The following is a 19,431-nucleotide window of genomic DNA, read 5'->3' on the forward strand; positions in this document are numbered from 1 at the left end:
ATTTTGAAACCTAAATCAGGTAATCACGCCCATGAAACCTCGTCAGCGTCAGGCCGCCATTCTGGAGTACCTGCAAAAGCAGGGGAAATGCTCGGTTGAAGAATTGGCGCAATACTTTGACACCACAGGCACCACCATTCGCAAAGATCTGGTTATTCTGGAACATGCCGGAACCGTCATTCGTACTTATGGCGGCGTGGTGTTAAATAAAGAGGAATCCGATCCACCTATCGATCATAAAACGCTCATCAACACCCACAAGAAAGAGCTGATTGCAGAAGCTGCCGTCAGTTTTATTCATGATGGCGACTCGATCATTCTTGATGCTGGCAGTACCGTGTTGCAGATGGTGCCTCTGCTCTCGCGCTTTAATAACATCACGGTGATGACCAACAGCCTGCATATCGTCAATGCGCTATCTGAACTGGATAACGAACAAACTATCCTGATGCCAGGCGGAACATTTCGTAAAAAATCGGCCTCATTTCACGGGCAGCTGGCAGAGAATGCCTTCGAGCATTTCACCTTCGATAAATTGTTTATGGGCACCGACGGCATCGATCTCAATGCGGGCGTAACCACCTTTAACGAGGTTTATACCGTCAGTAAGGCGATGTGTAATGCCGCGCGCGAAGTGATTTTGATGGCGGACTCATCGAAGTTTGGTCGTAAAAGCCCCAACGTTGTTTGTAGTCTTGAAAGTGTCGATAAGCTAATTACCGACGCAGGTATCGATCCCGCGTTTCGTCAGGCGCTGGAAGATAAAGGGATCGACGTGATCATTACCGGAGAAAGCAATGAGTGAAGCACTACTGAACGCGGGGCGTCAGACGTTAACGCTGGAGTTGCAGGAAGCAAGCCGTTTACCGGAACGTCTGGGCGATGATTTTGTTCGCGCCGCCAATATCATCCTGCACTGCGAAGGCAAAGTGGTGGTTTCCGGAATTGGCAAATCGGGCCACATTGGTAAGAAAATCGCCGCAACACTTGCCAGCACAGGCACACCGGCTTTTTTTGTCCATCCGGCAGAAGCACTGCACGGCGATCTGGGGATGATTGAAAGCCGCGATGTGATGCTGTTTATCTCTTACTCCGGTGGCGCGAAGGAACTGGATCTGATTATTCCGCGTCTGGAAGACAAATCTATCGCGCTGCTGGCGATGACCGGCAAACCGACGTCACCGTTGGGCCTGGCGGCGAAAGCGGTGCTGGATATCTCCGTAGAACGCGAAGCCTGTCCGATGCACCTTGCGCCGACCTCCAGCACTGTGAATACCCTGATGATGGGTGATGCGCTGGCGATGGCGGTCATGCAGGCGCGCGGATTTAATGAAGAAGATTTTGCCCGCTCCCACCCCGCCGGGGCACTGGGCGCTCGCTTGCTGAATAAAGTGCATCATCTGATGCGCCGTGATGACGCTATCCCACAAGTGACGTTAACTGCCAGCGTGATGGATGCGATGTTGGAACTCAGCCGCACCGGTCTGGGGCTGGTGGCGGTATGTGACGCTCAACAACAGGTACAAGGCGTATTTACCGACGGCGATTTACGTCGCTGGCTGGTTGGCGGCGGCGCACTCACCACGCCGGTTAATGAAGCGATGACGACAGGCGGCACCACATTACAGGCACAAAGTCGCGCCATCGACGCCAAAGAAGTTCTGATGAAGCGCAAAATCACTGCCGCACCGGTGGTGGATGAAAACGGCAAACTCACCGGCGCGATTAACCTGCAGGATTTCTATCAGGCCGGGATTATTTAATCCTTCAATCCCAGACGTTTCGCCAGCCGATGCAGGTTGGCGACGTCAGTTTCCAGCATCCGTGCGCAGGCAGCCCAGTTGTTATGATTTTGCACCAGCGCCTGGCGAATGGTTTCACGCTGAAACTCTTCTGTCGCTTCACGCAGGTTTTGCTTAACAACGGGCACCGCTGCCACTTCTGGCGGCGGCACCGTCACTTCTGGAAAAGCAAAATGTTGCGCCTCGAGAATCACTTCATCGCCGCTGCGGGTCGCTCTCGCCAGCACTACCGCCCGATGAATAGCATGTTCCAGTTCGCGCACGTTCCCCGGAAAACTATAGTGTTGCAATAAATTCTGCGCTCCGGCGCTTAATACCACACGGGAAAGCCCCAGCCGCAGGCGGCACTGCTCGCAGAAATAACCCGCCAGCAGAAGGACGTCATCGCCCCGCTCACGCAGCGGCGGCACCGAAAGCGGAAACACGCTCAGGCGATGGAACAAATCGGCGCGGAATCGCCCTGCCAGCACCTCTTCGCGCAAATCGCGGTTAGTCGCCGCCAGCACGCGCACATCGACCCGCAAACTGCGGTCATCACCAACGCGCTGAATATCGCCATACTGCAACACCCGCAGCAGCTTGGCCTGCAATGCCAACGACAACTCGCCGATCTCATCCAGAAACAGCGTGCCGTTATCCGCCATTTCAAACTTCCCGCTGCGGTTACTGATAGCGCCAGTAAACGCCCCTTTCACATGCCCGAACAGTTCACTTTCCGCCACACTTTCCGGCAGTGTGGCACAGTTGAGATAGACCAGCGGATTCACCGCCCGTGGCGAGGCTTCATGAATCGCTTTCGCCACCAGCTCCTTACCGGTTCCCGTCTCACCGCTAATCAGGACGTTGAGATCGGACGCCGCCACAATCTCAATCTCTTTTTTCAGTTGCATCATGCCTGGGGACAGACCGATCATCTGCGTCTGTTTCACCGCTTCAAACGGCGCGGCATCGCCCGGCAGCATATTCTGGCTTTCCAGTTGTTCAATCAGCAACGCATTGCTTAACGCTCCCGCCGCCAGCGCGGCAATCAGCCGTAACTCTTCGTCGCTGAAAACATCGAACTGATCGGGCTGCATCCCGTCGAGCGTCAGTGCGCCGATCAGGTTTTGTCCGGCAAACAACGGCAGACCAACACAGGCGTGAACCTTCAGACTCTCCTGACCAGGAATCAAACCGTCATAGGGATCAGGCAATTCGCTGTCTGCGGGAAAACGCACCACATCACCGGCGCGGGCAATCGCTTCCAGCCGTGGATGACCTTCCAGCGCAAAGCGTCTACCGAGTACATCCTTCGCCAGCCCGTCGATGGCAAGCGGAATAAACTGCCGCGAGTCGTAACGTAGCAACGCAGACGCATCGCACTCCAGCACCTGACGCAGCGTGGTGATCAGGCGCTGAAAACGATCCTGATGACCAATCCCACGCTGCAATTCGATAGCGATATTCGCCAGCACATCAACGGAAAAACTCATCTTTGCCTCACTGTCAATTTGACTATAGATATTGTCATATCGACCATTTGATTGATAGTCATTTTGACTACTCATTAATGAGCATTATTTTATTTATATAGTAAAAACAATTAGATAAAAAACTGGCACGCAATCTGCAATTAGCAAGACATCTTTTTAGAACACGCTGAATAAATTGAGGTTGCTATGTCTATTGTGGTGAAAAATAACATTCATTGGGTTGGTCAACGTGACTGGGAAGTGCGTGATTTTCACGGTACAGAATATAAAACGCTGCGCGGCAGCAGCTACAACAGCTACCTCATCCGCGAAGAAAAAAACGTGCTGATCGACACCGTCGACCATAAATTCAGCCGCGAATTTGTGCAGAACCTGCGTAATGAAATCGATCTGGCGGATATCGATTACATCGTGATTAACCATGCTGAAGAGGACCACGCCGGGGCGCTGACCGAACTGATGGCGCAAATTCCGGACACACCGATCTACTGTACTGCCAACGCTATCGACTCGATAAATGGTCATCACCATCATCCGGAGTGGAATTTTAATGTGGTGAAAACTGGCGACACGCTGGATATCGGTAACGGCAAACAGCTCATTTTTGTCGAAACGCCAATGCTGCACTGGCCGGACAGCATGATGACTTACCTGACAGGCGACGCGGTGCTGTTCAGTAACGATGCTTTCGGTCAGCACTACTGCGACGAGCATCTGTTCAACGATGAAGTGGATCAGACGGAGCTTTTCGAGCAGTGCCAGCGTTACTACGCCAATATCCTGACGCCGTTCAGCCGCCTGGTAACGCCGAAAATTACCGAGATCCTGGGCTTTAACTTGCCAGTCGATATGATAGCTACCTCTCACGGCGTGGTATGGCGCGATAACCCGACGCAAATTGTCGAGCTGTACCTGAAATGGGCGGCGGATTATCAGGAAGACAGAATCACCATTTTCTACGACACCATGTCGAATAACACCCGCATGATGGCCGATGCTATCGCCCAGGGAATTGCGGAAACCGACCCACGCGTAGCGGTGAAAATTTTCAACGTCGCCCGAAGCGATAAAAACGAAATCCTGACCAATGTCTTCCGCTCAAAAGGTGTGCTGGTCGGTACTTCGACGATGAATAACGTGATGATGCCGAAAATCGCCGGGCTGGTGGAGGAGATGACCGGATTACGCTTCCGTAACAAACGCGCCAGTGCCTTCGGCTCTCACGGCTGGAGCGGCGGTGCGGTGGATCGTCTTTCCACGCGCCTGCAGGATGCAGGTTTCGAAATGTCGCTTAGCCTGAAAGCCAAATGGCGACCGGACCAGGACGCTCTGGAGTTATGCCGTGAACACGGTCGCGAAATCGCCCGTCAGTGGGCGCTCGCGCCGCTGCCGCAGAGCACGGTGAATACGGTGGTTGAAGAAGAAACCTCTGCCACCACGACGGCTGACCTCGGCCCACGGATGCAGTGCAGCGTCTGTCAGTGGATTTACGATCCGGCAAAAGGCGAGCCAATGCAGGACGTTGCACCGGGAACGCCGTGGAGTGAAGTCCCGGACAACTTCCTCTGCCCGGAATGTTCCCTCGGTAAAGACGTCTTTGACGAACTGGCATCGGAGGCAAAATGAGCAACGGCATTGTGATCATTGGTTCGGGCTTCGCCGCCCGCCAACTGGTGAAAAATATTCGCAAACAGGACGCCAGTATTCCATTAACCCTGATTGCCGCCGACAGCATAGATGAGTACAACAAACCTGATCTCAGCCATGTTATCAGCCAGGGGCAACGTGCCGACGACCTTACCCGCCAGACGGCGGGTGAATTTGCCGAGCAGTTTAATCTGCGCCTGTTTCCGCACACCCGGCTGACGGATATCGATGCCGAAGCCCATGTGGTGAAAAGCCAGAATAATCAGTGGCAATACGACAAGCTGGTGCTGGCAACTGGTGCCAGTGCCTTTGTCCCGCCAGTACCTGGGCGTGAGTTAATGCTGACGTTAAATAGTCAGCAAGAGTATCGCGCCTGTGAAACGCAACTGCGGGATGCCCGACGCGTGTTGATTGTCGGCGGTGGTTTGATTGGTAGCGAATTGGCGATGGATTTTTGTCGGGCAGGAAAAGCGGTCACGCTAATCGACAACGCCGCCAGTATTCTGGCGTCGTTAATGCCACCGGAAGTAAGCAGCCGCTTGCAGCATCGGTTGACGGAGATGGGCGTTCATCTGCTGTTGAAATCTCAGCTGCAGGGGCTGGAAAAAACGGATTCTGGCATTTGGGCAACGCTGGACCGCCAGCGCAGCATCGAAGTGGATGCGGTGATTGCCGCCACCGGACTGCGCCCGGAAACTGCACTGGCACGACGCGCCGGGCTGACGATTAATCGCGGCGTTTGCGTCGATAGTTATCTGCAAACCAGTAACGCCGATATTTACGCGCTGGGCGATTGCGCAGAAATTAACGGTCAGATATTGCCGTTCCTGCAACCGATTCAACTTAGCGCGATGGTGCTGGCAAAAAATCTTCTCGGCAATAACACGCCGCTGAAACTACCGGCGATGCTGGTAAAAATCAAAACGCCGGAATTACCGCTGCATCTGGCAGGCGAAACCCAACGTCGGGATTTGCGCTGGCAGATTTGTACCGAAAGCCAGGGGATGGTGGCGCGCGGCGTTGATGATGCCGACCAGCTTCGCGCCTTTGTGGTCAGTGAGGATCGGATGAAAGAGGCATTTGGATTGTTGAAAACGTTGCCGGTATAGGTGGGCTATTGTACCCAAAATGTCGGATGCGACGCTGGCGCGTCTTATCCGACCTACGGGGACGCATGTGTTGGTCACATAATGCGTTCATGTCGCATCCGCCTACTGTGCCCAAAATGTCGGATGCGACGCAGGCGCGTCTTATCCGACCTACGGGGAGCACATGTGTTGGTCACATACTGCGTTCATGTCGCATCCGCCTACTGTACCCAAAATGTCGGATGCGACGCTGGCGCGTCTTATCCGACCTACGGGGACGCATGTGTTGGTCACATACTGCGTTCATGTCGCATCCGGCTACTGTACCCAAAATGTCGGATGCGACGCTGGCGCGTCTTACCCGACCTACGGGGACGCACGTGTAGGCCGGATAAGGCGTTTACGCCGCATCCGGCAATGGTGTCCAAATGCAACACGCTTTATCCGTTCTGGACTTCCCCTGCCAACCAACGCGCCGCAGCAATAACCCCCTGCCCCAGAGACAAACCGCCATCACCCGCCGGTAAACTCTGTGGAAAGAGCAATGTGAAATCAGCGAGATAATGCGCCAGACGTGCACGCAGCAAACGGTTATGAATAACCCCGCCGCTAAATACCAGCGTAGTGATACCACGCATCGTGGCCTGCTCACGCATCAACGCGGCAAAACCCTGCGCCAGCGCATCATGAAATGCCCACGCGCGTTGATTAACCGGTGCCTGCCAGTTCAGCCACTGCTGCCAGAAAGTAGCGAGATCCAGTTGATTGTCCACCAATGGCATCGTCACCGGATGTGTCACTCCGTGGCACGAAGCCGCCAGCGCCTCGAGCGCACAAGCCGCTTCACCTTCATAACTTAACGTGGCTGGCGCACAGCCCAGTGCCGCCGCTACGGCATCGAACAACCGCCCACACGATGACGCCAGCGGCGCATTGATTCCACGCTCAATGGCCCGCGCCAGCACGCTCCAGTTTTGCTGTTGCACACTTGCCGTTTCAGAGTAATTCTGCCACTCCAGCACAAAGCGCAGGCACTGCGCCAGCAAGTTACGCCACGGCTGCTTTGCAGCCAAATCGCCCCCCGGAAGCGCCACTGCAGGCAAGCCGCCAAGGTGCTGGCATTCGCGATAGTTCACCCGCAGACACTCGCCGCCCCACAAAGCGCCGTTCTCCCCCATACCGATACCGTCGAGCGTCAACGCAATGACATCACCGCCATCCAGCGGCCATTGATGTTCTGCCAGACACGCCGCCGCATGGGCATGATGATGCAGCACCGTTTGCGTCGGCAGATTCATCTCACGCGCCCACTGGCTGGAGACATAGCCCGGATGCGCGTCATGTACAACGTATTGCGGGGTGAAATCGTAGATGTTTTGCATCAGGCGTAACGCTTCGCGCCACTGCATCTGAATGCCATCGTCACTTAAATCGCCCAGATGCTGACTCAACACCGCTTGTTCACCACGCACCAGGCAGAAGGTATTTTTCAGATCCGCGCCGAGACACAGTACAGGCGGAACATTTTTAAAGCCCGGAGGCAAAGCCAGCGCATCCGGCACATACCCCCGCGAACGGCGCAGCATTTCGCCGCTTTCGCGCACCACCGAATCATCCATCCGCTGCACGATGTCGCGGTTATGTATCAGGAATCCATCGGCAATGCCCTGCAAATCCGCCAGCGCCTGTTCGTTGCTGATAGCCGGTGGTTTACCGCTCAGGTTGCCGGAGGTCATCACCAGTGGGCATTGCAGTTCCTGTAACAGCAAATGTTGCAGCGGGTTAGCCGGGAGCATTACGCCCACTTCGTTAAGGCCAGGGGCGATATCGTCACAAAGTTCAGGAACGTATTTTTTATCCACCAGCACAATCGGCGCGGCGGGCGTGGTAAGCAACTGACGGGCAGCGTCTGGTAAACCTTCTGCCATTGGCAACATGACCGCCAGCGGTTTCGCCGGGCGATGTTTGCGCGCCCGCAGTGTCGCCACCGCGTTACTGTTACGTGCATCGCAGGCGAGATGAAATCCGCCAATCCCTTTGATGGCGACAATGTTGCCCATTTTTAACTGTGCGATAGCTGCCTGTAATGCCGCCTCTTGTTCCGCATGTTCACCATGACTTACCCATTCAAGATGCGGGCCACACTCCGGGCAGGCAACCGGCTGGGCGTGGAAGCGACGGTCGAGCGGGTCGCGATACTCTTTGTCACAGGCCGGACATAGCGGAAACGCCGCCATCACGGTAAACGGACGGTCGTAAGGCATCGCGCGAATAATGGTGAAACGCGGGCCACAGTGAGTACAGTTGATAAACGGATAACGATAACGCCGCTCGCCTGGGGTATTCATTTCGGCAAGGCAAGCAGGGCAAGTGGCAGCATCCGGGACAATTTGCGTATTCATGACACCGCCCGCGCTCTGGCGGATAGAGAACTCAGTGGGCAGTTGTGGCCAGATGTACGGCTCACGCTCGACGCTATCAATACGCGCCAGCGGCGGGCAGTGCTGATGCAATTGAACAAGAAACGTTTCCGGGTCTTCCAGCAGCCGGACTTCTACGCCATCGCCGTCATTACAGACATCGCCGTGAAGATTTAATTGCTGTGCCAGTTGCCAGACAAACGGACGAAAACCGACGCCCTGCACTTTGCCACGAATACGCAGTTGGACACCGCAAGATGTGTTTTTTGCCATTGAGTTATTCCCGCCATCATGAATTGCGTAACCCGCCCTACCGGACACGACAGCGTCGCATCCGGTAGTCACAGGTCGGCGATATCGCCCGCTCCGTATTCTACGAATATTTCCGGGAATTCCTTTGATGCCAGAACAGTTCTGTAAGATTTTTAGAACATCAGCGCCGTGCGGCGGCGTTTTTCTGCGCTCAACTGCTCAAGTTTATTCCGATCGACACAAATCAGCGCATGGGTCGGGCAAGCCGCCATACACGCCGGGCCGTCTTCACGATGGTTACACAGGTCGCATTTATTGGCTTCGGCTTTGTCAGCGCGTACGTTAAGCCCTGCGCCGCTGTTGCGAATCACCGGACGCACCACCACTTCCATCGCGCCATACGGGCAAGCCACAACGCAGGTTTTGCAACCAATGCAACGTTCCTGCATCACATGAACAAACCCTTTATCACGGCTGATAGCACCATTCGGGCAGACGTTAGCGCACGGTGCATCTTCACACTGACGGCAAACCGTAGCAGTGGAAATGTTCACACCTTTAATGACATGGATTCGCGGTAAAAAAGTTTCCGGGGTCAGCGATGCACAGTCCTGATTTTCCTGATGAGAAACCACGCACGCTACTTCACAGGTACGGCAACCAATACATTTACTCGCGTCAGCAATGATGAAACGGTTCATCAAATTCTCCAGCAATGACAGTTAATGCGCCGATACATTCACAAATCATGCCAGTTTTTAATTTGCTGTTATTTAAGGAAATTAAATTCTGTAATGCAGAAAAAACGATGTCATCGACACAAGTGACGATGACATGTGATGACAATGTTTATTGCGAAAGAGCAATGAGGGAGCCACGGCGGATCAGTTTTCCACTGAAAGTTTTCGGCGGTGAGAAATCCCCGCCATCGAGCATAAAAATCAGCCGTCCAATAATTTCCTGAATCATCTCAGTCACCGGAATTTTTACGCTGGAGAGCGCCGGAACGATGTAGGGGGCAATTGCGATATCATCGAATCCGATAACTGACACCTGCTCTGGCACCGCTACGCCGCGCTCGTGCAACGCTTTCATCGCACCTATCGCCATATCGTCGTTACTGGCGACTAACGCGCTAAATTTAGCCCCACGTTCGAGCAACGTTTCTACCCCTTCGGCTCCGCTGGCGGGCGTCCATTTACCGTTAGCGATAAGTTTTTCATTGAGCGCAATACCATGCTGCGCCAGCGCGTCTTTATATCCGGCAAGACGCTCAATGCTGGTGGGGGAATCCATCGAGCCGGTAAGGAAAGCAATCTCCTGATGTCCGGCGTTTATCAACTCTGCCACGGCGTTAAAGCTGGTTTGTTTGTGATCGCACCAGACGCTATGACTGCTGTTTTTGCGCAGGCGTCGATTGAGCACCATTATCGGCTGACTGTGCGCGTCAATGATGTCATCGATCTCATCCACGCTTAAAAAACGCGGGTAAATCATGATGGCGTCGCAACGCAGATCCAGCAGATACTGAATCGCCTGGCGTTCTTCTTCGGCGCTATGTTTACCATCGGCTAACAGCAACTGCCGCCCTTTCTCTTCCGCCATTCGCGCGGCATGAAACAGTAATTCACTAAAATAAATGCCGTGGTAAAGCGTATTAGTCACTACCAGTCCCAGCGTCTGGGTACTCTTCGCCGACAGATTGCGCGCCAGCAAGTTTGGGCGATAACCGCTCTCTTCTACCGCCTGAAACACGCGATCTTTAGTCTCCTGGCTGACGTAGCCATTACCTGAAAGCACGCGGGAAACGGTCGCTTTTGAAACCCCGGCGCGCTTCGCCACTTCCAGCATTGTCGTCATTGTTTTCATCCCTTTACACGCAGTCATCGCAGTTTACTGCACCGCTGGCTGGTTGTCCTTGCGCAATCAGCGGGAAAAATATTCAGGTGACCGGTTTCACAAATATAAAAAATGAACAATCAACTCTCTTGCTTATTAAATGACAACTATTCATGATTTTGTGAAACCGGTTTCTTATTTCCGTTTCAGCATCGGCATTTTCCCGTCCCGTCGACTGATAACAACTACATCTACCCTACTGATAACAGGATAAAATCCGATGGCCAAAAATTATGCGGCGCTGGCAAGCTCGGTGATAACGGCACTGGGCGGCGTTGATAACATCTCGGCGGTCACGCACTGTATGACGCGTTTGCGCTTTGTTATCAAAGACGACCAGCTTATCGACAGCCCGACGTTAAAAACCATCTCCGGCGTGCTCGGCGTGGTACGTAGCGACAACCAGTGCCAGGTGATTATCGGCAATACGGTTTCGCAGGCTTTTCAGGAAGTCGTCAGCTTGTTACCTGGAGATATGCAGCCCGCGCAGCCCGTGGGTAAACCAAAGCTCACGCTACGTCGCATTGGTGCCGGGATCCTCGATGCGCTGATCGGCACCATGTCACCGCTGATCCCGGCGATTATCGGCGGATCGATGGTCAAACTGCTGGCGATGATCCTCGAAATGAGCGGCGTGCTGACAAAAGGATCGCCGACCTTAACCATTCTGAATGTGATTGGTGACGGTGCTTTCTTCTTCCTGCCGCTGATGGTCGCGGCTTCGGCCGCCATCAAATTTAAAACCAATATGTCGCTGGCGATTGCCATCGCGGGTGTGCTGGTACATCCGAGTTTTATTGAACTGATGGCGAAAGCGGCCCAGGGTGAACATGTCGAATTTGCCCTGATTCCGGTCACCGCGGTGAAATACACCTACACGGTGATCCCGGCGCTGGTGATGACCTGGTGCCTGTCATATATCGAACGCTGGGTGGACAGCATTACACCGGCGGTAACCAAAAACTTCCTCAAGCCAATGCTGATTGTGTTGATTGCCGCACCGCTGGCAATCCTGCTGATTGGACCGATTGGTATCTGGATCGGTAGCGCCATTTCGGCGCTGGTTTACACCATTCATGGTTATCTGGGCTGGCTTTCAGTCGCCATTATGGGCGCGCTGTGGCCGCTGCTGGTAATGACCGGGATGCACCGCGTCTTTACACCAACCATCATTCAGACCATTGCCGAAACCGGAAAAGAAGGGATGGTCATGCCGTCAGAAATCGGCGCTAACCTGTCGCTGGGCGGTTCATCGCTGGCGGTGGCGTGGAAAACGAAAAACCCGGAACTGCGCCAGACGGCGCTGGCTGCGGCGGCATCAGCCATTATGGCGGGGATTTCCGAACCGGCGTTATACGGCGTGGCGATCCGTCTGAAACGTCCGCTTATCGCCAGTCTTATCAGCGGTTTTATTTGCGGCGCGGTTGCCGGTATGGCGGGGCTTGCCAGCCACTCAATGGCAGCGCCGGGGTTATTTACCAGCGTGCAGTTCTTCGATCCGGCAAATCCGATGAGCATCGTCTGGGTGTTCGCGGTCATGGCGCTGGCGGTGGTGCTGTCGTTTATCCTCACACTGTTGCTCGGCTTTGAAGATATCCCTGTTGAGGAAGCGGCTGCCGAGGCGCGAAAGCATCAGGGCGCACAACCGACCGTCGCCAAAGAAGTAAGTCTTAATTGAGGATGAAAATGTCTGTATTTCCGCAAGGTTTTTTATGGGGCGGCGCGCTTGCCGCCAACCAGTCTGAAGGCGCGTACCGTGAAGGCGGCAAAGGGCTGACCACGGTCGATATGATCCCGCACGGCGAGCATCGAATGACGGTGAAACTGGGGCTGGAAAAACGTTTTCAGTTGCGCGATGACGAGTTTTATCCCAGCCATGAGGCGACGGATTTTTATCATCGGTATAAAGAAGATATCGCCCTGATGGCAGAGATGGGATTCAGGGTTTTCCGCACCTCGATTGCCTGGAGCCGCCTCTTTCCGCAGGGCGATGAGCTGACGCCCAACCCGCAGGGCATTGCTTTTTATCGTTCTGTCTTTGAAGAGTGTAAAAAGTACGGAATCGAACCGCTGGTCACGTTGTGTCACTTCGATGTGCCGATGCATCTGGTGACGGAATATGGCTCCTGGCGTAACCGTAAGCTGGTGGAGTTTTTCACTCGCTACGCCCGAACCTGTTTTGAAGCATTTGATGGCCTGGTGAAATACTGGCTAACCTTCAATGAAATCAACATTATGTTGCATAGCCCGTTCTCCGGCGCGGGTCTGGTGTTTGAAGAAGGGGAAAATCAGGAGCAGGTGAAATATCAGGCTGCGCACCACCAGCTGGTTGCCAGTGCATTAGCCACCAAAATCGCCCATGAGGTTAACCCGCAAAATCAGGTGGGCTGTATGCTGGCGGGCGGTAACTTCTACCCTTACAGTTGCAAGCCGGAAGATGTCTGGGCGGCGCTGGAGAAAGATCGGGAAAACCTGTTTTTTATCGATGTGCAGGCGCGGGGCTCGTATCCGGCTTACTCTGCCCGCGTATTCCGCGAAAAAGGGGTAACCATCGACAAAGCGCCTGACGATGATGAAATCCTGAAAAATACCGTCGATTTTGTCTCTTTCAGCTATTACGCCTCGCGCTGCGCCTCGGCGGAGATGAACGCCAACAACAGCAGTGCGGCGAACGTGGTGAAATCGCTGCGTAACCCGTATCTACAGGTAAGTGACTGGGGCTGGGGTATTGATCCGCTCGGTCTGCGTATCACCATGAATATGATGTACGACCGTTATCAGAAGCCGCTGTTTCTGGTGGAAAACGGCCTGGGCGCAAAAGATGAATTTGCTGCCAATGGCGAGATTAACGACGACTATCGCATCAGCTACTTACGCGAACATATCCGCGCAATGGGCGAAGCGATTGCAGACGGCATTCCGCTGATGGGCTACACCACCTGGGGCTGTATTGATTTGGTTTCCGCCTCAACGGGTGAAATGAGCAAACGCTACGGTTTTGTCTTTGTTGACCGTGACGACGCAGGCAACGGCACGCTGGCGCGCACGCGTAAGAAATCGTTCTGGTGGTATAAAAAAGTGATTGCCAGTAACGGTGAAGATTTAGAGTAAGTAACAGTGCCGGATGCGGCGTGAACGCCTTATCCGGCCTACTCGTCGCACGAACTTTGTAGGCTCGATAAGCGCAGCGCATCGGGCAATTTAGCGTTTGCCATCAGTTCTGATTCCCCCCATCAAGCACATCCCCCGTTATCAAACAACGCTGCGTCAGCGCCAAATCTTCCGTTTGCGGGTCGCGTCCAGCGATGGGTTTGAGAACGAGTTTACGGTTGGGAGTATAAGTAAAACGCGTGAGTGCAGGATAGCTTAACTTGCCAAACCAGCCATGAACACGCTGCCATTTGGCCTCTTTTACCTGATACAAACTGGTTAGCCAGTAACCGGAATCAAACTGCATATCCAGCAGCTGCGTGTGACCATTGCCTTGCAAATCCAGCAAATCATCAACGCCAGTTTTGCTTGCGGTGTAGAATCCCCAGGGTTCAAAGACACAGGGACGACCTTCGCGTGTGAACGTCAACAGGATTAAATGTGCATAAGGAGCCAGACCATTACCGGCACTGGGTAACCAGATAACCAGATCCTGAATGCCGTTACGATCAAGATCGGCGCGATAGAGTTGCCCTTTACCCGCTATGTTTGCCAGCATACCCACAGGCACCGTCCAGGATTTACCGGCGCGGTCTTTTGCGGTTAATTGCCAGTAATCCTCTTCATTTGGCATCTTCTCAAGCGTCACGCCAGCAACGCCGACTTTTCTAAAATGCCAGTTTTGCTCGGTATAATAAGGCATGGTCAGGAGAGGTTTCAGCGCCCGCTTTTGCGCGTATTCGCTGTCACTCATCGGCAGATATTCGGTAAAGCTGGTGGCCTGCGCAGGAAGCACTAAGCTCAATAAAAAAGCGCACATCCCTGTTCTGATTTTCAATTCCCTGAATTCCCTGATGGAGAATTATTCTTCTACCGCTAACTGCGCAAATCCACCGTTCCCTTCCCAGCCTTCCAGCCGTTGATAAACGGTTTCTACCGCATCTTTAATCGGCTGGGTCATCGGGTAGTAAAAGCCGACGATATCCGGCTGGATGCCGAGGAAAATCACTTCACCAATATCTTCTTTCAACTGATCGATAAGATAGTTCAGCGGCATGTTATGGGTAGTCATCATAAACATCTCGGCGATGTCATCCGGGTCGATGATGCGGATCTCACCGGGGTTTAGCCCCATATCCGTGGCGTCGACAATCAGCAGTCGTGTCGGGCGCAGTTCGCGGATGGCGACGATGTCGTTTTCCGGTGCGCTACCGCCGTCAATCACCACCCAGTTGCCTTTCGGCGCAGCGGCGCACTTTTCCGCCAGCAGCGGGCCTGCGCCATCATCGCCCATCATGCTATTGCCAACACAGAGTAAAACGTCAGTCACGCAGTCTCCTCACCATCAAATAGATGGCGTTTTCCTGATGAATATCATGCAGCATACTCAACAGCATTGTACTCCATTCCTTCTGCTGCGAAGTTTGCACAGCCCGGGCTTTATCGAATGCGTTGGCCAGCATCGGCACATGGTTAATGTCGATGACGATTTCACCATATTTCGGCACGCCTTCCATTTTGCGGCGGGCTTCGCTGCCCGCCTCCAGTGTGGCAATCCATGCCAGATATTCATCCCACGGGCAGGTGAGCGCCGCTTCCAGGCAATCGATAACCCCAAGGTGGTGACCAATCGCCAGGCTGTAATAGACCACCTGCTGCGCCTCGGCGGGCGTGGCATCGTTCTCATCAATAAATTTACGGCTCAGTTGACTGAACACCACCTTTTCACTCATCGGATACGCGCCTCTTCAACAACGTGATTCAGATGGCTGACAATCTCGTTCAGACGCGGATCGTTTTCCGCTTCCAGCCAGCGTGCAACCTGTTCTTCGCCCTGCCCTAACTGTGTCAGGAAGTCATCGGCAATCTGGCGACCGTAACGATAACCCGCCAGGCGGCGTGCTTCGCGATCCACTTTCACGCGCAGCGGCTGCACCATATCGCCATGCAGAATCTCAGCCGGTTGTTCATCCTGCTCACCCGGCCCACGGGCGTGAATTTTCTGCTCCAGCAGGCCGAGCGCCATTGCAAAGCCGTACAGCGTGGCGGCAGGCGTTGGCGGGCACCCCGGAATGTAGACATCCACCGGGACGATTTTATCCGTACCGCCCCACACGCAGTAGAGATCGTGGAAAATGCCACCACTGTTACCGCAGGCACCGTAGGAGATACAGATTTTCGGGTCCGGCGCGGACTGCCACGCACGCAGCGCAGGGGATCGCATTGCACGGGTGACCGCGCCGGTAAACAGTAAAATATCCGCATGACGCGGTGACGGAACGACTTTAATGCCGAAGCGTTCTGCATCAAACAGCGGCGAAAGCGTGGCGAAAATTTCGATTTCGCAGCCGTTGCAGCCACCGCAGTCCACGCGGTAAACGTAGGCAGAACGTTTGATTTTTTTCAGTAAAGACGCCTTCATGCTGGCGATGGATTCATCCACCGTCATCGGGACCGGAATGCCGTTGGCGTCACGGGGGCCTAATAAATTGCTCATCAGATGGCCTCTTTCATATGGCGAGTCAGTTCAATACGGTCGGACGGCACCAGGCATTTCTGGCGCTTACATTCCGGGCAAGTCTCAAAGCTTTCGCGGTGGTTTTCCGCGCGACTGTCACCGTTGTGCTTAAGCAGCGCAATGGCGTAGTCGATCTCTTTCTGTACGGCGAAAGGACGATTGCAGACGCGGCAGTTGCACAGCGCGAAGCGGGACTGTTGCAGGAAGTCTTCTTTCTTCCACACCGCCAGTTCGTACTCTTGCGACAGTTTGATCGCCGCCGTCGGGCAAACTTCTTCGCAGCGTCCACAGAAGATGCAGCGCCCGAGATTGAACTGCCACGCCAGCTCACCGGTGGCGAGGTCAGTTTCAACCGTTAAGGCGTTTGACGGGCAGGCATTGACGCAGGCCGCACAGCCGATGCACTGCTGCGGGTTCTGCTCTGGCTTACCACGGAAGTTTTTATCAACCGCAATCGGCTCCAGCGGATAAGACGAGGTCGCCGTGCCGGTTTTGATGACTTTTTTGATAAAGGTAAACATGGCGATTCCTTATTTCAGCGGCGAGTTTTTACGCTCAATGCTGTAACGCTCGAGTTCTTTGTACGGCACCACTTTGCTCTTCTTCTTACGCACATCGACCACGGTCATGCGGTCGGTACAGGAGTAGCAAGGGTCGAGGCTACCGATAATCAGCGGCGCATCAGAAACGGTGTTGCCGCGCAGCATGTAGCGCAGGGTCGGCCAGTTCGCGTAGGTCGCGGCACGGCAGCGCCAGCGGTACAGCTTCTGGTTGTCGCCGGTCATGCTCCAGTGGATATCATCGCCACGCGGCGCTTCGGCAAAGCCCAGCGCAAAACGGTGCGGAATGTAGGTGAATCCTTCCACCGCCAGCGGGCCGCCTGGCAGGTTGTCCAGGCCGTAGTCAATCATATTGAGCGAGGTAAAGACTTCGTTGATACGCACTTTCAGGCGGGAAATAACGTCGCAGCCCTGCTCGCTGTGAACTTCCATCGGCAGCAGGCCATAACCAACAAACGGGTGATCGGCACGGGTATCACGAGCGTGGCCGCTGGCGCGAACCATCGGGCCGACGTTACTGAAATCGCGGGCGATTTCCGGGTCGAGGCGACCAATGCCGACGGTGCGCTGTTCCATGTTTGGCGTACTCAGCAGCACATCCACCAGTTCCCGCACTTCACGACGCATTTGCTGCGCCAGTTGACGGGTCTGGATCATGTCATCTTTCAGCAGATCGCGACGAATCCCGCCGATCAAGTTCAGGCCGTAGGTTTTACGCGCGCCGGTGAGGATCTCCGCCATTTTCATGGAGGATTCGCGCACGCGGAAGAACTGCATAAAGCCGGAGTCAAAGCCAGTAAAGTGGCAGGCGAGGCCGAGGTTCAGCAGGTGCGAGTGCAGGCGTTCCACTTCCAGCAGAATAGCGCGGATCATCTGCGCACGTTCCGGCACCACGATGCCCATCGCATTCTCAACGGAGGTGGTGTACGCCGTGCTGTGGGCGAAGCCACAGATCCCGCACACACGGTCAGAGAGGAAGGTCACTTCGTTATAACCCATGCGGGTTTCCGCCAGTTTTTCCATGCCGCGATGGACGTAGAACAGGCGGTAGTCGGCGTCGATAATGTTTTCGCCATCGACGAACAGACGGAAGTGGCCCGGTTCGTCGGAAGTGACGTGCAGCGGACCAATCGGCACGACGTTGTTTTTCTTGTCGCCCAGTTCGTTGATGAACTCGTAGGTTTCAGCATCGGTGGTTGGTGCCGGACGTTGACGATAATCCATGCTGTCTTTACGCAGCGGATAAAGTTCATCCGGCCAGTCATCCGGCAGCACCAGACGACGTTCATCCGGCAGACCTACCGGAATCAAACCGTACATATCGCGCACTTCACGCTCGCCCCAGACCGCCGCCGGAACGCGCGGCGTCACGGACGGATATTCCGGTTTGTTGGCGTCAACTTCAACGCGAACCGTTACCCAACACTTGGTGCCCTTCTCCATCGACAGCACGTAATAAACGGCGTAATGACCATTCAGTTTGCGTTCGTCGTTACCAAACAGCACCGACAGCCAGCCACCCTGTTTGTAGTAAAGAAACTCCACCACTTCCGGCAGATAGTTCACCTTTACGGTGACAGTCAGCTGATCTTTGGTCTGCCAGGCGTGGTCCAGCACGACGCCCGGAAATGCCTCATTCAGCGCGGCGAGATAATGTTGACCTAATTTTTCTTCAGACATGCTCAAACTCTCTTTAATCACGCCGCCAGCAAGGAGACGAACGCTAAAAATGCAAAGCCAAACCCAGCCCAGGTAATGCGTGGAGTAATATCAAGACGCAGACGGGCCATGCTGTTTTCGAACAGCGCGATAACCAGTACGCCGACCACCAGTTTGACGATGGCAATCACCAGCGCCAGTAACAGCCCACCGACGGTGAAGGTTTCCATTTGTCCCCACGGAATAAACACCCCGACAAACATCTGCAACACCACCAGCTGTTTCAGGCTGATACCCCATTTCATTACGCCAAAGCCGCTGCCGCTGTATTCAGAGAGCGGACCTTCCTGCAACTCCTGCTCGGCTTCCGCAAGGTCGAACGGCAGTTTGCCCATTTCGATAAAGGTGGCGAATGCGCAGGCACAGAGTGCCAGCACCAGCGGGATGCTCTGGCTCAGAGGCCAGTGGTAAACGGTGTCGGTGATGTTGCTGATGTTGGTGGAACCGGCAACCTGCGCCGCGACCCACAGGCCGAGCAACAACATCGGCTCGACCAGCACACCGAGCATCGCTTCACGGCTCGCGCCGATAGCGGTAAATGGGCTACCGGTATCCAGACCGGATATGGCAAAGAAGAAACGCGCGATGGCGAAGAGATACAGTAAGGTGATCAAATCGCCCAGTTGCGGCAGCGGAGAACCGACGGTCACCACCGGCAGCGCGGTAGCGATAGTCAGCATGACGCCCACCATCACATACGGCGTCAGGCGAAACACCCAGCCAGAGGCATCCGGGCCAACGCTCTGGCGACCCAGCAGTTTGATAATGTCGCGATACTCCTGCAACACGCCCGGCCCGCGACGGTTATGCAAGCGGGCGCGCGCCACGCGGGTTATACCGGAGAGCAGCGGCGCAACGGCAAATAACACCAGCGCCTGAATTAACGGATATAAAACACTCATTC

Annotated in this window: 17 protein-coding genes; 6 read left to right on the forward strand and 11 right to left on the reverse strand. The window is 54.5% G+C overall.

The features are described 5' to 3' along the window. Window positions 1-31 precede the first annotated feature (31 nt). Together srlR and gutQ are read left to right on the forward strand one after the other, a co-directional pair. Window positions 32-805, forward strand: coding sequence for a glucitol operon DNA-binding transcriptional repressor SrlR (gene srlR / locus FEM44_RS03395; protein WP_119828361.1), 774 nt, complete (start codon window positions 32-34; stop codon window positions 803-805). Further along, on the forward strand, window positions 798-1,763 hold the full coding sequence (gene gutQ, locus FEM44_RS03400) for an arabinose-5-phosphate isomerase GutQ (RefSeq protein WP_135521323.1): 966 nt from the start codon (window positions 798-800) through the stop codon (window positions 1,761-1,763). The genes srlR and gutQ overlap by 8 nt, the downstream gene beginning before the upstream one ends. On the opposite strand, the gene norR is transcribed toward gutQ, so the two are convergent. Further along, window positions 1,760-3,274 carry a nitric oxide reductase transcriptional regulator NorR gene (gene norR / locus FEM44_RS03405; protein ID WP_135521320.1) on the reverse strand — a complete coding sequence of 505 codons (1,515 nt, stop codon included), beginning with the start codon at window positions 3,272-3,274 and terminating at the stop codon, window positions 1,760-1,762. The genes gutQ and norR overlap by 4 nt on opposite strands. 186 nt (window positions 3,275-3,460) lie before the next feature. On the opposite strand from norR, the gene norV reads away from it, so the two are divergent. Both norV and norW read left to right on the forward strand, forming a co-directional pair. After that, a complete protein-coding gene (gene norV, locus FEM44_RS03410; RefSeq protein ID WP_138158862.1) occupies window positions 3,461-4,900 on the forward strand; it encodes an anaerobic nitric oxide reductase flavorubredoxin in 1,440 nt (479 codons plus the stop codon). Next, complete coding sequence (gene norW / locus FEM44_RS03415; protein WP_135521317.1) at window positions 4,897-6,030, forward strand: NADH:flavorubredoxin reductase NorW; 1,134 nt, start codon at window positions 4,897-4,899, stop codon at window positions 6,028-6,030. Before norV ends, norW begins: the two co-directional genes overlap by 4 nt. A 419-nt stretch (window positions 6,031-6,449) precedes the next feature. Here norW and hypF read toward each other — a convergent pair whose 3' ends face one another. The 3 genes from hypF to ascG all read right to left on the reverse strand — a co-directional run bounded on the left by hypF (window position 6,450) and on the right by ascG (window position 10,541). Then, window positions 6,450-8,702: a carbamoyltransferase HypF gene (gene hypF / locus FEM44_RS03420; RefSeq protein ID WP_135521312.1), complete on the reverse strand. Its 2,253-nt coding sequence runs from the start codon at window positions 8,700-8,702 to the stop codon at window positions 6,450-6,452. A gap of 152 nt (window positions 8,703-8,854) precedes the next feature. Further along, window positions 8,855-9,382: an electron transport protein HydN gene (hydN, locus tag FEM44_RS03425; protein ID WP_001078777.1), complete on the reverse strand. Its 528-nt coding sequence runs from the start codon at window positions 9,380-9,382 to the stop codon at window positions 8,855-8,857. A gap of 148 nt (window positions 9,383-9,530) precedes the next feature. Continuing rightward, complete coding sequence (gene ascG / locus FEM44_RS03430) at window positions 9,531-10,541, reverse strand: DNA-binding transcriptional regulator AscG (RefSeq protein ID WP_097512841.1); 1,011 nt, start codon at window positions 10,539-10,541, stop codon at window positions 9,531-9,533. A gap of 259 nt (window positions 10,542-10,800) precedes the next feature. Here ascG and ascF point away from each other — a divergent pair, with 259 nt between their 5' ends. Both ascF and ascB read left to right on the forward strand, forming a co-directional pair. Then, the gene (gene ascF / locus FEM44_RS03435; RefSeq protein WP_135521311.1) at window positions 10,801-12,258 is read left to right on the forward strand and encodes a PTS cellobiose/arbutin/salicin transporter subunit IIBC; all 1,458 of its coding nucleotides are present in this window, start codon (window positions 10,801-10,803) and stop codon (window positions 12,256-12,258) included. 8 nt (window positions 12,259-12,266) lie between these two features. Beyond that, a complete protein-coding gene (ascB, locus tag FEM44_RS03440; RefSeq protein ID WP_135521309.1) occupies window positions 12,267-13,691 on the forward strand; it encodes a 6-phospho-beta-glucosidase AscB in 1,425 nt (474 codons plus the stop codon). 103 nt (window positions 13,692-13,794) lie between these two features. Here ascB and FEM44_RS03445 read toward each other — a convergent pair whose 3' ends face one another. Genes FEM44_RS03445 through hycD form a run of 7 tightly spaced genes read right to left on the reverse strand, consistent with a single transcriptional unit; the run spans window position 13,795 to window position 19,429 of the window. Further along, the gene (locus FEM44_RS03445) at window positions 13,795-14,550 is read right to left on the reverse strand and encodes a hypothetical protein (RefSeq protein WP_135521314.1); all 756 of its coding nucleotides are present in this window, start codon (window positions 14,548-14,550) and stop codon (window positions 13,795-13,797) included. Window positions 14,551-14,592: 42 nt separating this feature from the next. Then, entirely contained in the window at window positions 14,593-15,060 is a 468-nt protein-coding gene (gene hycI / locus FEM44_RS03450; RefSeq protein ID WP_000132960.1) for a hydrogenase maturation peptidase HycI, read from the reverse strand. Beyond that, window positions 15,053-15,463 (reverse strand): formate hydrogenlyase assembly protein HycH, encoded by a 411-nt coding sequence (gene hycH / locus FEM44_RS03455; RefSeq protein ID WP_001291925.1) that lies wholly within the window; start codon window positions 15,461-15,463, stop codon window positions 15,053-15,055. The genes hycI and hycH overlap by 8 nt, the downstream gene beginning before the upstream one ends. Beyond that, on the reverse strand, window positions 15,460-16,227 hold the full coding sequence (gene hycG / locus FEM44_RS03460; protein WP_000067399.1) for a formate hydrogenlyase subunit HycG: 768 nt from the start codon (window positions 16,225-16,227) through the stop codon (window positions 15,460-15,462). Before hycG ends, hycH begins: the two co-directional genes overlap by 4 nt. Then, window positions 16,227-16,769, reverse strand: coding sequence for a formate hydrogenlyase subunit HycF (hycF, locus tag FEM44_RS03465; RefSeq protein WP_000493799.1), 543 nt, complete (start codon window positions 16,767-16,769; stop codon window positions 16,227-16,229). Before hycF ends, hycG begins: the two co-directional genes overlap by 1 nt. A gap of 9 nt (window positions 16,770-16,778) precedes the next feature. After that, the gene (hycE, locus tag FEM44_RS03470; RefSeq protein WP_135521307.1) at window positions 16,779-18,488 is read right to left on the reverse strand and encodes a formate hydrogenlyase subunit HycE; all 1,710 of its coding nucleotides are present in this window, start codon (window positions 18,486-18,488) and stop codon (window positions 16,779-16,781) included. Between the two features lie 17 nt (window positions 18,489-18,505). Continuing rightward, on the reverse strand, window positions 18,506-19,429 hold the full coding sequence (gene hycD, locus FEM44_RS03475; protein WP_000115226.1) for a formate hydrogenlyase subunit HycD: 924 nt from the start codon (window positions 19,427-19,429) through the stop codon (window positions 18,506-18,508). Window positions 19,430-19,431: the final 2 nt, after the last annotated feature.

The organism is Escherichia sp. E4742 (assembly GCF_005843885.1).
In the GTDB taxonomy this organism is placed as follows: domain Bacteria; phylum Pseudomonadota; class Gammaproteobacteria; order Enterobacterales; family Enterobacteriaceae; genus Escherichia.

Bases quoted from the DNA above. Each gene is read 5' to 3' on its own strand.
- ascF (WP_135521311.1), top strand. From the start codon at position 10,801: ATGGCCAAAAATTATGCGGCGCTGGCAAGCTCGGTGATAACGGCACTG.
- FEM44_RS03445 (WP_135521314.1), bottom strand. From the start codon at position 14,550: ATGTGCGCTTTTTTATTGAGCTTAGTGCTTCCTGCGCAGGCCACCAGC.
- hycF (WP_000493799.1), bottom strand. From the start codon at position 16,769: ATGTTTACCTTTATCAAAAAAGTCATCAAAACCGGCACGGCGACCTCG.
- norR (WP_135521320.1), bottom strand. From the start codon at position 3,274: ATGAGTTTTTCCGTTGATGTGCTGGCGAATATCGCTATCGAATTGCAG.
- gutQ (WP_135521323.1), top strand. From the start codon at position 798: ATGAGTGAAGCACTACTGAACGCGGGGCGTCAGACGTTAACGCTGGAG.
- hypF (WP_135521312.1), bottom strand. From the start codon at position 8,702: ATGGCAAAAAACACATCTTGCGGTGTCCAACTGCGTATTCGTGGCAAA.
- norV (WP_138158862.1), top strand. From the start codon at position 3,461: ATGTCTATTGTGGTGAAAAATAACATTCATTGGGTTGGTCAACGTGAC.
- ascG (WP_097512841.1), bottom strand. From the start codon at position 10,541: ATGACGACAATGCTGGAAGTGGCGAAGCGCGCCGGGGTTTCAAAAGCG.
- hycD (WP_000115226.1), bottom strand. From the start codon at position 19,429: ATGAGTGTTTTATATCCGTTAATTCAGGCGCTGGTGTTATTTGCCGTT.
- srlR (WP_119828361.1), top strand. From the start codon at position 32: ATGAAACCTCGTCAGCGTCAGGCCGCCATTCTGGAGTACCTGCAAAAG.
- hydN (WP_001078777.1), bottom strand. From the start codon at position 9,382: ATGAACCGTTTCATCATTGCTGACGCGAGTAAATGTATTGGTTGCCGT.
- hycG (WP_000067399.1), bottom strand. From the start codon at position 16,227: ATGAGCAATTTATTAGGCCCCCGTGACGCCAACGGCATTCCGGTCCCG.
- hycH (WP_001291925.1), bottom strand. From the start codon at position 15,463: ATGAGTGAAAAGGTGGTGTTCAGTCAACTGAGCCGTAAATTTATTGAT.
- norW (WP_135521317.1), top strand. From the start codon at position 4,897: ATGAGCAACGGCATTGTGATCATTGGTTCGGGCTTCGCCGCCCGCCAA.
- hycE (WP_135521307.1), bottom strand. From the start codon at position 18,488: ATGTCTGAAGAAAAATTAGGTCAACATTATCTCGCCGCGCTGAATGAG.
- ascB (WP_135521309.1), top strand. From the start codon at position 12,267: ATGTCTGTATTTCCGCAAGGTTTTTTATGGGGCGGCGCGCTTGCCGCC.